The sequence below is a fragment of the Pantoea sp. Pa-EAmG genome (assembly GCF_030024295.1).
GTDB lineage: Bacteria > Pseudomonadota > Gammaproteobacteria > Enterobacterales > Enterobacteriaceae > Pantoea > Pantoea dispersa.
The window spans coordinates 1-13,707 of sequence record NZ_JASEWO010000128.1; the positions used below are offsets into that span (position 1 = coordinate 1).

The 13,707-nt window shown below is 60.1% G+C and carries 10 protein-coding genes; 6 read left to right on the forward strand and 4 right to left on the reverse strand.

Annotation, left to right across the window (positions count from 1 at the left end):
• The first annotated feature begins 4 nt into the window (after positions 1-4).
• The 3 genes from QMM04_RS16040 (at position 5) to QMM04_RS16050 (ending at position 3,835) form a co-directional block, all read left to right on the forward strand.
• The gene (locus QMM04_RS16040; RefSeq protein ID WP_058771348.1) at positions 5-646 is read left to right on the forward strand and encodes a carbonic anhydrase; all 642 of its coding nucleotides are present in this window, start codon (positions 5-7) and stop codon (positions 644-646) included.
• Positions 643-2,118, forward strand: coding sequence for a SulP family inorganic anion transporter (locus QMM04_RS16045; protein ID WP_058781145.1), 1,476 nt, complete (start codon positions 643-645; stop codon positions 2,116-2,118). The genes QMM04_RS16040 and QMM04_RS16045 overlap by 4 nt, the downstream gene beginning before the upstream one ends.
• Before the next feature lie 292 nt (positions 2,119-2,410).
• The gene (locus QMM04_RS16050; RefSeq protein WP_058776404.1) at positions 2,411-3,835 is read left to right on the forward strand and encodes a GGDEF domain-containing protein; all 1,425 of its coding nucleotides are present in this window, start codon (positions 2,411-2,413) and stop codon (positions 3,833-3,835) included.
• A 16-nt stretch (positions 3,836-3,851) separates the two neighbouring features.
• On the opposite strand, the gene ddlA is transcribed toward QMM04_RS16050, so the two are convergent.
• A complete protein-coding gene (gene ddlA / locus QMM04_RS16055; RefSeq protein WP_282955096.1) occupies positions 3,852-4,946 on the reverse strand; it encodes a D-alanine--D-alanine ligase in 1,095 nt (364 codons plus the stop codon).
• Positions 4,947-5,215: 269 nt separating this feature from the next.
• Between ddlA and QMM04_RS16060 the strand changes: the two genes are divergently transcribed.
• From QMM04_RS16060 to QMM04_RS16070, 3 genes are read left to right on the forward strand one after another with little or no spacing between them, the layout of a single operon-like run.
• Complete coding sequence (locus tag QMM04_RS16060) at positions 5,216-7,528, forward strand: type I secretion system permease/ATPase (RefSeq protein ID WP_021509682.1); 2,313 nt, start codon at positions 5,216-5,218, stop codon at positions 7,526-7,528.
• Positions 7,525-8,766, forward strand: coding sequence for an HlyD family type I secretion periplasmic adaptor subunit (locus tag QMM04_RS16065; RefSeq protein WP_058759830.1), 1,242 nt, complete (start codon positions 7,525-7,527; stop codon positions 8,764-8,766). Before QMM04_RS16060 ends, QMM04_RS16065 begins: the two co-directional genes overlap by 4 nt.
• 5 nt (positions 8,767-8,771) lie before the next feature.
• Positions 8,772-10,613 (forward strand): TolC family protein, encoded by a 1,842-nt coding sequence (locus QMM04_RS16070; RefSeq protein ID WP_282996529.1) that lies wholly within the window; start codon positions 8,772-8,774, stop codon positions 10,611-10,613.
• Here the strand turns inward: QMM04_RS16070 and QMM04_RS16075 are convergent.
• The 3 genes from QMM04_RS16075 to yjjJ form a co-directional block, all read right to left on the reverse strand.
• Positions 10,610-11,755: an MFS transporter gene (locus tag QMM04_RS16075; protein ID WP_282996530.1), complete on the reverse strand. Its 1,146-nt coding sequence runs from the start codon at positions 11,753-11,755 to the stop codon at positions 10,610-10,612. The genes QMM04_RS16070 and QMM04_RS16075 overlap by 4 nt on opposite strands.
• Positions 11,752-12,285 (reverse strand): TetR/AcrR family transcriptional regulator, encoded by a 534-nt coding sequence (locus QMM04_RS16080; RefSeq protein WP_282996531.1) that lies wholly within the window; start codon positions 12,283-12,285, stop codon positions 11,752-11,754. Before QMM04_RS16080 ends, QMM04_RS16075 begins: the two co-directional genes overlap by 4 nt.
• Before the next feature lie 127 nt (positions 12,286-12,412).
• Positions 12,413-13,707 (reverse strand): type II toxin-antitoxin system HipA family toxin YjjJ (yjjJ, locus tag QMM04_RS16085; RefSeq protein ID WP_282996532.1); only part of this gene is annotated, 1,295 nt, incomplete at its 5' end.

Consider the following 13,707-nt stretch of genomic DNA (forward strand, 5'->3'; position numbering starts at 1 on the left):
GAAGATAATTGTGACGACCCTTAAACCCTTATTAGCGAAAAATCGCAGTTGGGCACTCCAGCGCCGCGAGCGTAATCCAGATTACTTTGAACAATATCTGCATCAGCAGAAACCCCACTCCTTATGGATTGGCTGTTCCGACAGTCGCGTACCGGCAGAAGTGCTGACCGGCTCGCATCCGGGCGAGCTATTCGTGCACCGCAATATCGCCAATATGGTACTACCCGATGATGACAACTTTCTCAGCGTGCTGCAGTACGCGATTTTTTATCTCGGCGTCGAGCGCATTGTGCTGTGCGGTCACTACGGCTGCGGCGGCGTGCAGGCGGCGCTGGGTCTGCCTGCCAGCCCGTTAGCGCAGGAGGATTCGGCGCTTGCCCGGCGCATTGCCGCGCTGCGCCGCGCGTTGCAGCAGGGATTAGTGGCGTATCACGCCAGTCCCGCGCAGGAAGAGGAGAGCAGCAAGCTTAACCGGCTGGTTGAAGCCAATGTTATCGCCCAGTTTAGCCAGCTGGTGCGCTGCGAGCCGGTGCAACAGGCCTGGCAGGCCGGACAGCAGCTGGATGTATTTGGCTGCGTATATGACCTGCAGTCCGGCCATCTGAAAGAGTTAATACAGCAATCGTCAGAGGAACCCTCATCATGAATCTGCAAACGCTTCGTCAGGATATTCCTGCTGGTCTGGTGGTGTTTCTGGTGGCGCTGCCACTGTGTCTGGGCATCGCGCAGGCCAGCGGTCTGCCGCCCTTTGCCGGTCTGCTCACCGGGGTGATCGGCGGTCTGCTGGTTACCGCGCTCAGTCCCTCGCGCTTTGCCGTGAGCGGCCCGGCGGCGGGGCTGGTGACCATTGTTGTGGCCTCAATCCATACGCTGGGCAGCTTTTCCGCTTTTCTCACCGCGCTGATTCTGGCTGGCGTGCTGCAGTGCATGCTCGGCCTGCTGCGCGCCGGTCGTTTTATCTCGCTGGTGCCAGGTAGCGTCATCAAAGGGATGCTGGCGGCCATTGGCCTGCTGTTGATTATGCAGCAGATTCCGGTGGCGCTGGGCGCAGCAAGCGATGCCGGTCTGCAGTCGCTGGTCAGCGGGGAGTTTTCGTTTTCGCTCAGCGCAATGCTGGTGGCCGGTAGCGGGCTGCTGATTCTGTGGCTGTGGACCACGCCCGCGATCAAAGCGGTTAAAGCGCTGAGCTGGATCCCCGGCCCGCTGGTGGCGGTGCTGTTTGGCTGCCTCGCCACGGTGTTGGGCGATCGCCTGTTTCCCAGCCTCGGCGAAGGCCTGCCGCGTATCGTACTGCCGGCGTTTGACAGTATGTCGGCGCTGGTGGCGGAGCTGGAAACCCCTGACTGGCTGGCGTGGCAGAATCCGTCGGTGTGGGTGGTAGCGATTACGCTGGCGCTTGTGGCCAGCCTTGAAACCCTGCTCAGCCAGGAGGCGCTGAAAAAACTGCGTCCGCAGCACCCGGCGCCGTCACCGAATAAAGAGATGTTCGCGCAGGGCATCGGTAACCTGACCGCCGGCTTGCTCGGTGCGATGCCCATTACCGCGGTGATTGTGCGCAGTTCGGTCAACGTCAGCGTTGGTGCCCAAACCAAACTGTCGATTCTGCTGCACGGCGTGCTGCTGCTGATTTGTGGCTTGTGGTTCAGCGCTCTGCTTAACGCGATTCCGCTCGCCAGCCTGGCGGCGGTGCTGCTGTATACCGGCTATAAGCTGGCAACGCCGCGCCTGTTCGTCGAACAGATTCGCATGGGCGCGCAGCAGTACGTGCCGTTTCTTGCCACCATCGGCGGTATCATTGTGTTTGGCATGCTGGCCGGGATTGGTATCGGTATCGCGACGCAGATTCTGTGCAGCATCTACCAAAGCCATCGCAACGCGCTGCAGCTTACCCGCTATGACGACCATTACGTGCTGCGCTTTCAGCAAAACCTGACCTTTATGCACAACCCGAAATTGCAGGGGCTGCTGGCAGAGATCCCGGAAAATAGCGTGGTGATTGTCGATCACGATAACGCCGAGTATATGGATCCGGACGTGAAAGCGGTGCTGCAGGATTTCGGGGATAGCGCCGGTGAGCGCGGTATCCGGCTGAGCCAGTGGCCGGTGGCGGTGAAATAACGTTCCCGCGCGCAGTCATGCAGTTTTTTTCGCCAGAATCGGATATCCCGGATATCCGATTTTTTTATTTATACGGCATAATTGCCGCTCACAGCGCCTGCCTGTTTCACTTACTGCCGGCGGGGCAGGTAGCTCGTCTCTGGCTTTCATGGCAGAGTGAGCGCCGCTCAGTCGCAGAGCAGGGCGACGAATACCGGGTTAATTAGCGAATTATCGCACGGATTTTTCAGGTTAAATGATTGCTGATGCCAGCGACGGATGGCAGCGATTTCAGGTTACAGGGTTCAGACGTATGCGCGTTAAGCTGTTTGAAGAGAATAATGTTAAAAAGAATGCTCTTTCGCTGTGTCTTATTACGCTGTTCTTCTGCTTTATTGGCAGCCACCTGCGTATTCCCGAAGAGTTTTCCCTGTTCTGGCCGGTGAATGCCCTCATCGCCGGTTTAATGGTGCGCAACCCGTTTTTACACACCACCTCCAGTTATCTGGTGTGTTTTGCCGCCATGATTTTCAACGATACGGTTTTTTCCGGCTGGGCACTGCCAGCGGTGACGATTAATTTTGCCAATATCCTGTTTATCCTGGTGTCAGTGAGCATGCTGATTAAGCATCTGCAATCGCCAACCGCAAACAGCCAGGTGTTCAACGCCATGCGCATCTTTCCGGCGTGCCTGCTCGGCGCGGCAGCCTGCGCCACCTGGGGTGCGTGGGCGCAGGATATCGACTTCAACGCGCGCTTTGTGGTGGCGTGGGCCGACTGGTTCAGCGAGCAGTTCTCCACCTCGCTGATGCTGCTGCCGGTGATGCTGACGCGTCCGTTGCGCAGCGTGCCGCTGCGGACGCTGGTACACCCGGCCAGGCTGCTGCCGCTGCTCGCCGTGGCGCTGTCGCTCACGGTGGGGGCGCTGATTGGTGGCGCGGGCAGTCTGACCTTCCCGGTACCGGCGCTGATCTGGTGTGCCATTGTTCTGCCGATTCCGATCACCAGCCTGGTGATTCTGTTCACCGGCATCACCGAGATTGTGCTGGTCTCGCACGGCGTGATGAATATTCAGGGCGATGATTCGCTGCTGCCCATCAGCCATCTCACTTCCGCACGGCTCGGCGTGGCCACCGTGGCGCTCAGCCCGCTGCTGGTGGCGGTGAGCATGGACGCCATTCGCCAGCTTAACCATCGGCTGGCATTGCGCGCCAATTACGATTTCCTCACCCAGCTACTGTCGCGCTCCGGCCTGTATGAAAACCTGCGCCAGCAGCCGTTTTCCCTGCAGCGTGAAGCCGGCGTGATTATGCTGGATGTCGACTACTTCAAAGCCATTAATGACAATTTCGGCCATGATGCCGGCGATGGCGTGCTTGAGGAGATTGCGCGTCGTATTCAGCACGTGGTCGGCAGTCGTGGCCTGGTGTGCCGCTTTGGCGGCGAAGAATTCGTGGTGGTGGTGTTTGATTACACCCACAGCCAGCTGTTTCAGCTGGCTGAAGTGATTCGTCAGGCAATGGTGAAAGAGAAGTTCTGGATTCAGGGCAACACCGTGACCGTGACGGTCAGCCTCGGCCTGGCGCGCGGCGGTGCGGTTAACGAACGTGAATGGCCGGGGGTAATCAACCGGCTGGTGTCAGCGGCTGATAAACACCTTTACGTTGCCAAGCGCAACGGCCGCAATCAGACCTCACCGGCAATCGCGCCGCGCAGCATGGCGCATGACGTGGCCTGAGCCACGCCATCGCAGGTTACACGCTGCTTTTCAGCTGGCTGGATTGCTGATGCCGCTGCTGCGCCAGCTCAATCAGGCGGGTAATCAGATCGCTGTAGCTCAGGCCGGCCGCCTGCCACAGTTTGGGATACATGCTGATGTTGGTGAAGCCGGGTAAAGTATTCACTTCGTTGACAATAATGTCGCCCGTTTCGGTGAGGAACACATCGACGCGCGCCATGCCAAAGCACTCCAGCGCCTGGAACGCGGTAATCGCTACAGCCCGAATGGCCTCGCTGGCTTCCGCACTGATGTCAGCCGGGACCACCACCTGCGCGCCGCTCTCGCTGATATATTTGGTGTCATACGAGTAGAAGGCGTCGTGCACCACAATTTCACCGCACGGGCTGGCTTCTGGCGCCTCGTTACCCAGCACCGCGCACTCAATCTCACGGCCGCTGATGCCCTGTTCAATCAGCACCTTGCGGTCAAAGCGGAACGCCAGATCCAGCGCTGCGTCGAATTCGTCCGGCTGCGTCACTTTGCTCACCCCAACGGATGATCCCTGATTGGCTGGCTTGATAAACAGCGGCAGGCCAAAGCGCGCGATCACCGCCTGCACATCCAGCGTCGCGCGCTGCGTCTGGGTGACGCTTAGCCACGGCGCCACTTTCAGGCCGGCATCGCGCAGCAGGCGTTTGGTGAAATCTTTGTCCATGCTGACCGCGGAACCCAGCACATCCGACCCGACAAACGGCAGATTGGCCATGCGCAGCAGTCCCTGCAGCGAGCCATCTTCGCCCAGCGTGCCGTGCACAATCGGGAAGATGACATCCAGCTGCGACAGCGGCTGCGCCTGCTGCCGCGTAATCAGCTGTTCCGCGCGGCTGCCGGGCACCAGCGCCACGTTTTCACCGGAGCGGTTCAGGGCAATCAGCGCCGGATTGTCGGCGTTGAGCAGAAAGCCTGAAGCGTCATTGAGATGCCACTCGCCCTGTTTGTCGATCCCCAGCAGAACCACGTCGTATTTGTTTTTATCGATCGCCTCAAGAATATTTTTGGCCGACTGTAACGACACTTCATGTTCAGCCGACTTGCCGCCAAATACGATACCTACCCGCTGTTTTGCCATTGCTCTTTGTCCGGTTGCAGTAAAGCGAGCAGCTAAGATAACACGCCCAGGACAGCGCTCAACAGCGCCGCGATTATTCTGCAATCGATCGGTCGCCAGACCGCATTCAATCGGGCTTTGCCCACTTTATTCATAAATATTCTCCACCGTTTGAGACAAGTCTTGGACGGCCTGAAAGCTGCCTTCTGTCAGAATTTTCCCAATTCAAAGAAAAGTCTGCGGTGGACGATGCGTCCACCGTTTTTTGTCAGGTTTACAGGAGTCGGGAAATGATGGACCAGAAGCAGAATGCCGTGGAGCAGGATGCGCGTTCTGTTGCTCGTATCGAAACCACCGTGGATGACACGCTGTTAAAAAGCGTGGCGTGGATTTGCAAACACTACAAACGCGAGAAGAGTGAAGAGGCGCTGGTCGCCGGCCTGCCGAAAGCGACGCTGCTGTCGCCGTCACAGGCCATGACCGCCCTGGAGAACGCTGGCATTACCGGCGGCATGGTCGAACGCCGCCTGCAGGATCTGCCGGAGCAGCTGATGCCGATGATACTGCTGCGGCAGAACGGCGGCGGCTGCATTGTGCTGTCGCGGCGCATTCACACCAATGAGGAGAATCAGCGCGAGCTGCGCTTCCAGCTGATCATGCCGGAGGTGAGTGATAAAGCGGTGGAGATGAGCCTGGCGGAGCTCAACGAGATTTACGCCGGCTTTGCGGTGATGGCGAAACCGGCGGCGGTACTGGATGAGCGCGCCAGCGAAATGCTGCCGGAGGTCAAAGGCCACTGGCTGTTCAGCACCCTGTGGCGCTACCGCCGTTACTACCGCAGCGCCGCCATCGCCGCCGTGCTGATCAACGTACTGGCACTTTCAAGCATCTTCTTCACCATGAACGTCTACGATCGCGTGGTGCCGAACCAGGCGTTTGTTACGCTGTGGTCGCTGGCGATTGGCGTCACCATCGCCATGATCTTCGAAGCCATTACCCGCTTTGTGCGGGCGCATCTGCTGGACATGGCGGGCAAAAAGGCCGACCTGGTGCTGGGCAGCATGCTGTTCCGTCAGGCGTTGTCGATCCAGATGGAGCACAAGCCGGCCTCATCAGGCACTTTCGCCAACCAGATCCGTGAATACGAATCGGTGCGCGATTTTGTTGCTTCGGCGACGCTGGCGGCGATTTCGGATCTGCCGTTTATCCTGATGTTCGTCGGCGTGATCTTCTTTATCAGCGGTCCGCTGGCGATTATTCCGTTGATGATGATCCCGCTGATCATCATCGTCAGCGCCGCGATCCAGTGGCCGCTGGCGCGCATCATGAAAGAGAATCTGCGCGATGCGTCGCTGAAACAGGGCGTGCTGATTGAGTCGGTTGAAGGCATGGAAACGCTGAAAGCCGTGGGCGGTGAAGCGCATATGCAGCGCCGCTGGGAGAACTTCAGCGCGCTGCAGTCGGCTAACTCAATGAAGTCAAAACGCTATTCGACGCTGGCAACCGGCGTGGTGACCTTTCTGCAGCAGTTTCAGACCGTGATGCTGGTGGTGGCCGGGGTTTATCTGATCAACGCTGGCACCTTCACCATGGGTGCGATGATCGCCACCGTGATGCTGGCCAGCCGCGCCACTGGCCCGCTGGGTCAGGTGATTGGTCTGGCGGTGCGTTATCAGCAGGCCAAAGCGGCGCTGACCTCGCTGAATAAGCTGATGGAGATGCCGGTCGATCGCGACAGCAGCAAAACTTATCTGACCGATCCGCCGCTGACCGGCGAGATCTCGCTGAGCAACGTCAGCTTCTCTTATCCGGCACCGCCGATGAAGCCCAATCCGGAAATCCTCAAAGACATTTCGCTGACCATCAAGGCCGGTGAGCGCGTGGCGATTCTTGGCCGCATCGGCAGCGGTAAATCGACGCTGTTACGCGTGATGGCGCGTCTGTATCAGCCGGTGAAAGGGCAGATCTCCGCTGACGGACTCGATGTTAACCAGATCGATCCGGCCGACTGGCGCAAAGCGGTGGGCTTCGTCAGCCAGGATGCGCGCCTGTTCTACGGCACGCTGCGCGAGAACGTGATGATTGGCCGGCCGGATGCCACCGCGAATGAACTGCTGCGCGTGCTGAATTTGACCGGTCTCGATCACGTGGCGGCGCGCCATCCGAGCGGCATCAACCTGTCGGTCGGCGAGGGCGGTGAAGGGCTGTCGGGCGGTCAGCGTCAGTTAGTGTCGCTGGCGCGAACTCTGCTGACGCGGCCCAAAGTGCTGCTGATGGATGAACCGACCAGCGCCATGGACAGCATGACCGAAAGCCAGTTCCTCGCCCATCTGCGTCGCGCCAGTGAAGGCCACACGCTGATCGTCGTGACGCATCGTCCGTCAATTCTGGCGCTGGTCGACCGCATCATCGTGGTTGAGGAAGGAAAAATTGTCGCGGATGGCCCGAAAGAGCAGGTGCTGGCCGCGCTGGAAGGTAAAGGTAAAACCCGCCAGCCGCCGCGTCAGGCGGTAGAGCAGGCGGCGCGCGCACCTGCGCCGGCTAACGATGCTTCGGCAACGTCAGAGCCCGCCGTCGCCGCGGCAGAGGAGGCCGCAGTATGATCAAGTTAATGCCATGGCGCAGCCGCAGCAAAAATCTCTCCGCTGCGGATGCCGAATTCATGAATGACGTGCAGGCGTCCCTGCTGTCGCAAACTACGCCGGGATCGAAACTGGTGATGTGGATCATCATCGCGGTAATTGGCATCGGTCTCACCTGGGCAAACTATGCGCGGGTGGAGGAGATCACCAAAGGCGACGGAAAAGTGATTTCCCGCAGCCGCGAGCAGGTGATTCAGAGTCTGGAAGGCGGCATTCTCGCCGAAATGAACGTGCGTGAAGGCACGGTGGTCAACCGGGGCGACGTCCTGCTGAAAATCGATCCGACGCGTGCGCAATCAAGCTATCGCGAGGCGCTGAGCAAGGTGATTGGCCTGAAGGGCAGCATTGCGCGTTTGCGTGCCGAAGCCTACGCGCAGCCGCTGACATTTGACGAGCAGGTGAAGAGCGATCCCGCCGTGGTTGCGCAGGAGACCAAAGCCTATGAATCACGCAAGCGCGCGCTGAACGACAGCATTAACTCACTGCAGCGCAGCTATGCCCTGTCGATGCGTGAAATTCGGCTGGCGGAGCCGCTGGCGGCGAAAGGATTGCTGTCTGAGGTCGAGCTGCTGCGTATGCAGCGCCAGGCGAACGACATCCAGGCGCAGATTGTTGAGCGGCGTAACCGTTACCAGTCTGATGCCAACACCGAACTGGCGCGGCTGGAGCTGGAACTCAGCCAGGTAAGCGAAAACCTGATTGGCCGCGCGGACGTGGTCGAGCGCACCACCATTACCGCACCGGTGCGCGGCACGGTGAAAAACGTGCGCGTTAACACCATCGGCGGCGTGATTCAGCCCGGTGAGCACATCCTGGAAATCGTGCCGCTGGAAGAGCAACTGCTGGTGGAGGGCAAAATCCGTCCTTCTGATGTCGCCTTCCTGCGTCCGGGGCTGCCGGCCAAAGTGAAAATCACCGCCTACGACTTCGCCATCTACGGCGGACTGGATGGCCATGTGGAATACATCAGTCCGGATACGCTGAAAGACGATCAGAAAGCCGCTTCCGGCCGCCCGGATGACACCTATTACCGCGTGTTGATCCTCACCGATAAAAGCACGCTGCACGCAGGCAATAAAGATCTGCCGATCATTCCCGGCATGGTGGCCACGGTGGAAATCCGCACCGGCGAGAAAACCATCCTTGATTACCTGCTGAAGCCGGTACTTAAGGCGAAAGAAGCCTTCCGCGAGCGTTAATAACCATGAAAAATAATAATATGCACCGTCGCGCAGCGGCGCGGCGCCTCTCTTTGCTTGCCGGTTGCATTACGGTCATGATGGCCCCGGCCATCAGCGTAATGGCCGATTCGACCAGTGAACTGATGATGTTTGCCGAGATGAGCGGACATCGCCCGGCCGCCCCCGCTGCGGCACCGGTACGCAGCGCGCCGGTGCAGCGCGTGCCCGTTGCGCCAGCCCAGCGCTTTGCAACCGCGCCGGCACCGCAACCGATGTTTACGCAACCTCAGGTCGCGCCGGTTGCGCCACCGGTCGCCACGTCACGCGCTCAGCCGGCACCGGCACCGGCACCAGCGCCAGCAGCGCCGATTGCCCCACCGCCGGTACAGCCGGTACAGGGCGGCGGTTTTCTGACGGAAGAGCAGCGCCAGCCGGAACCCAGGCAGACGAATCCGCTGCTGAAATCGGTACGCACTTTCAACCCACAGCAGCCTGCGCCGGTGCCGGTGAATGAAGCAGAAGTAAAAGCACAGAGCGAGTTCAGCTATGTCAGCCCGCCGGTAGCGGAAACCAGAACCACCGCCGCCGATGCCGCCGTGGCGCGTTCACCGGTCAGCCTGAGCGGCGCGGTGGATGAAACCGTGGCTGAATCCGAGCTGCGGCAGAAGTTTCTCTCGGCCGCGCGCATCACCTGGCGCATCAGCCCGGCGCTGAAATCATCCGTGGCGCAGACCGATGCCGCCGCTGCCAGCGTGGATGAGGCGAAAGGACAGCGCTGGCCGCAGCTGGATGTCAGCGCCAGCTCGGCGACCAAAGAGTTTGGTGGCGGGGTAAAAAGCGACGGTAGTCAGAGCAACGTGCCGGCGCTCGGCGTGTCGATGGCGACCAACCTGATTGATTTCGGTCAGACCAGCCGCACCATCGAGAGCCGCGAAGAGCGCGTGACCTCGGCGCAGCAGGCGGCGCAGGCGCAGCGTGAAGAGCTGGCGATGCAGGTCAGCAACGCGCTGATTGAGTGGAACAAGCAGCAGCGGATCATTGCCATCAGCCAGCAGTACGTGGCGCGCATGACCGAACTGACCACCATGCTGAGCGGCATTGTGCAGTCAGATACCGGTCGTCGCAGCGAACTGACGCAGGCCAAAGGCCGATTGCTGCAGGCGCAGAGTTATCTGGAGAATGCCGAGTCGCGCGCGCGCGATGTCGAAATCACGCTGAACCGCCTGATGGGCAACAGTCGCGTGACGCTGCCAGCCAGCGATCGCTGGGCGATGAATTTTGGCGATCTCAACCGCCAGCTGGCCAGCCTGGATTATCATCCGCTGATCCTGCGCGCCAGCGCGGAAACGCGAGCGGCGTTTAAAGAAGCGGAAGCGATTAAAGCTTCCGGCCTGCCAAAACTCAACTGGACGGTAAGCAAAAGTACGCGTGAGGATCAGCTCGGTCGCCAGCAGGCGTGGCAAACCGGCATCAACGTTAGCTGGGGCCTGTTCCGCGGTGGTTCAACTAACGCGCAGGAGATTGCGGCGATTAAACGCGCCGAAGCCAGTCGTCAGCAGGTGCAGGAGCAGCGGCGCGATCTGGAGAATCGCGTGCGCGCCGCCAGCCAGGATGCACATTCGATGGCCGATCGCGCCGCGCTGTATAAGAGTCTGATTGTCGAGTCTGACCGCATCCGCAAAGACTTTTTCGATCAGTGGTATCACCTCGGACGCCGCTCGCTGCTGGATGTTCTGAGCGCCGAGAGCGATCTGTATAACAACCAGGTAAGCGAAGTGAGCAATCGCTTTGACAGCTACGCGGCGATCATTCGCGGCTACTCCAGCGCCGGCATCCTCAGCCGCTGGCTCACCACCGGACGTTAAGTGCCAGCCCGCTGCGGCGGGTTAGCCGGTACCAGAAACAGCAGCGCAGCCGGGATGGCGGCGAACAGCAGCAGTGCCGCAGCGGCGCTGCTGCTGTAGATTTGCGCAAAGAGTATCGCCCCGCCAATTTGCCCAATCGCCAGCGTGAGAAATGCCGCCGCCACGCCAGAGGCCGCATTCTGTGGCATGGCGGCGGCACCCGCAACCAACAGAATACCCGACAGCGTGACATATCCCGCGCCGCACAGTGCCGCAGCCGGTACCAGCCAGTAGCTAAAGTGGGTGAGCGCCGCCAGCAACAGCAGCGGAACGGCCATCGCCAGCTGCGCCAGCCAGTACACCTGACGCATACCGATGCAGCGTGCCAGCGGACCGGTCAGCGCGCCGAGAATGCCGGCCGCGCCGCTAACCAGCCACAGCATACTGGCGTGGCTCTCGTTCAGATGGCTGTGCTGGCGTAACACATCCGGTCCAAAACACCACCACGCCGCGCTGGCGACACCGCTAAGGAAAGCGATGATGATCACCCGCTGCAGCGCGCGGTTGTGCAACCGATCGCGCCAGCCAACCGGCGATCCCGATGGATCGGCGCGCCCGGCGGGCAGGTAATAGCGTGCCAGTAGCAGGCTGATTAATGCCAGCGCGGCAAAACAGCAGCAGGCCGCGCGCCAGCCGCCGGGCATCAGCATAAAAATGGGCACTGACACAATAATGCCCGCGCCGGTGCCGGCGTTGATGAGCGTATTAGCGGCGGTTTGCCGCGACGCGTCAATTTGCCGGCTCACGGCACTGGCGAGCGCCGGGGAAGCCAGTCCGGCACCGAGACCAGCGATAAACAGCCCACCGGCAATCAGCCATGCACTGCTGGCAGCGGCCAGCAGCAGTAAGCCGAGCATGGCCGTCAGCGCTGCCAGCATGGCGGTGCTGCGCACGCCCCAGCGCGCCAGCAGCAGCGTGGCGCCGGGCGTGGCCAGGCAGTAAGCCAGATAGCTGCAGGCGGCAAGCATGCCCGACGCGCGTGGGCTGAAGCTGATCTGCTGCGCCACCTGCGGCATCATCATTCCCCAGGCAAAACGCGCCAGTCCGTAGGTCACGGCAATCAGCATAAAGCCGCTCAGCGTCAGGCGGAGTGAGGCTTTCATGGCGTAGTCGCCATCAGTTGCTCAGCCGCCAGACGTGCAGTGACCGCGGCCTGCGGACCGTCAATCAACCCGGCCATAATCGCCCCTTCAAACAGTATCCAGATAGCATCGGCCAGCGCTGACGGCGAAGTCCTGTGCGAGTGCGCCACGCAGGCACGTATGTAGCCGCGCTGCCAGTAGCGATAATCCAGCGCCTGCGCCGCCAGCTCAGCATCCTGTTCCGCATACTCTCCGTACGCTTTGGCAAAAAAGCAGCCGAGCGATCCTTCCGCCCGCATCCACTGTTCCAGTACCGAAAACAGCTGGCTAATGGCTGCCGGATCGTCTGGCTGTGACAACAAATCAGCAAAGCGCTGCCGACGCGCGGTCATCACCGCGGCAGTTAACCGCTCGCGCGACGGAAAGTGCTGGTAGAGCGTACGCGTGGAGACCTTCGCCTCACGGCAAATGTAATCGGTGCTGGTGGCATGAAAACCGTTGTTGTAGAACAGCCGCTCGGCAGCGTTCAGGATATGTTGTTTTTTACGCATACCTTAAAAAGTAAACCGATCGTTTTACTTTTGCAAAGTTGCGAGGGTGAAAATCGGGTGCGAGGCGGTTTGTCACCGCCGGTTTCGATGATGCAGCGTTGAAGGAATTATCAATCAGGAAAGGCGCTTAGCCCAGTCGGGCGATGCGCGCTCGGGCCTCATCCAGATGCTGCTGTAACGCGGCGAAGCAGGGCGCAAAACGCGCTGAGAAGCCATCGCAACTGTTTGCCAGCGACAAAAATTCTTCCGCCAAAGCCAGCGCTTCCCGCCATGTATCGCTGCTGACCACTTCCGGCAGTGACGCTGGCCGCAGCGTATTCACGATGGCGCCGCCCGCTCTGGGCGCAAAGCCCATCGGCAGAATGTCGTAAGCCGGCGCGAGGTGATAAGGACGGCCATGGCGACTGATGAATGACAGGTTACCGGCGTGCATGTCGGTATTGCCGATCAGCATGCCGAATGCCCAAAGCCGGGCCGTGCTATTAGCGGCCTCAGAATGGACACACTTTTCCGCTACAAGCTGCTTGACGAGGACCGGCCAGCTTGCGCTGGCATTGCAGACGAACTCCGCATCAAGCGCGCGCAGCGAGAACACGCCGAGATGGCCCATTTTGCCCACCCGATCAAAGCGGGGGATTTCGAGGAAGCGCTGCCCTGCAATATCAAACACGTCGGTCTCAACACCCAGCACTTTCAGGGCCAGATGCTCAGCCATCAGAAGATCGCGCCAGCGTTCGCTGACTGGGTTGTCATCTGCCGCCGTGAATTTCACCAGCACATGACCGCGTTCGGTATAGGTGCAGAATTTTGGCTGCTCGCCACCCGCAGATGAGCCCGGCACCTCACCAGCGCCCGCAGCCCGCGCCAGTTCGGGATACGCCGTCACGCGCTCCACGGGTGTTGGTTCGGGCATTTCCAGAAATCGACTGCGCGCCTGCTCGCCGATCAGCAGGTTGCCGATCGCATCATGACCTTGCGCCAGCAGCGCTCTGACCACATCTGCGTCCGCCCATTGTTCGGGATTCGCCGGCAGACCGAGCCCGCTGGCATAAGTTGAGGCATACGCTCTGCCGAGATAGCCCTGCGGTCGCATGTCAAACAGCCACCACGGCAGCCCGTCGCTGTGAAAGCTTTTCTGGTCCGCCTGCACCATCACAAACCCTTTCGGACGAACCGGAATCAGCTCACCAAGAGGTTTGATTTGCCCTTCATCGGTAACACGATAAATCGGGGCCGAGCGGAATCCGCGAAACGTATCCCGCAGGGCATATTGAATAGATGGACCCGCCCCGATTTTGACGATGTCATCACCCAGTTCTTTAATCGCACGGGAAAGCGTAGGCTGGCTTATACTCATTTTTTCAATGAGTTGCCTTCCTGTCATCGGCCCGCTATTGAGAAGCTGACGTACGGTTTCCGAAT

What these genes read in the sequence shown, in the direction of transcription:
- QMM04_RS16070 (WP_282996529.1), top strand. Translation starts at nt 8,772, where the DNA reads ATGAAAAATAATAATATGCACCGTCGCGCAGCGGCGCGGCGCCTCTCT.
- QMM04_RS16065 (WP_058759830.1), top strand. Translation starts at nt 7,525, where the DNA reads ATGATCAAGTTAATGCCATGGCGCAGCCGCAGCAAAAATCTCTCCGCT.
- QMM04_RS16060 (WP_021509682.1), top strand. Translation starts at nt 5,216, where the DNA reads ATGATGGACCAGAAGCAGAATGCCGTGGAGCAGGATGCGCGTTCTGTT.
- QMM04_RS16045 (WP_058781145.1), top strand. Translation starts at nt 643, where the DNA reads ATGAATCTGCAAACGCTTCGTCAGGATATTCCTGCTGGTCTGGTGGTG.
- QMM04_RS16080 (WP_282996531.1), bottom strand. Translation starts at nt 12,285, where the DNA reads ATGCGTAAAAAACAACATATCCTGAACGCTGCCGAGCGGCTGTTCTAC.
- ddlA (WP_282955096.1), bottom strand. Translation starts at nt 4,946, where the DNA reads ATGGCAAAACAGCGGGTAGGTATCGTATTTGGCGGCAAGTCGGCTGAA.
- QMM04_RS16050 (WP_058776404.1), top strand. Translation starts at nt 2,411, where the DNA reads ATGCGCGTTAAGCTGTTTGAAGAGAATAATGTTAAAAAGAATGCTCTT.
- QMM04_RS16075 (WP_282996530.1), bottom strand. Translation starts at nt 11,755, where the DNA reads ATGAAAGCCTCACTCCGCCTGACGCTGAGCGGCTTTATGCTGATTGCC.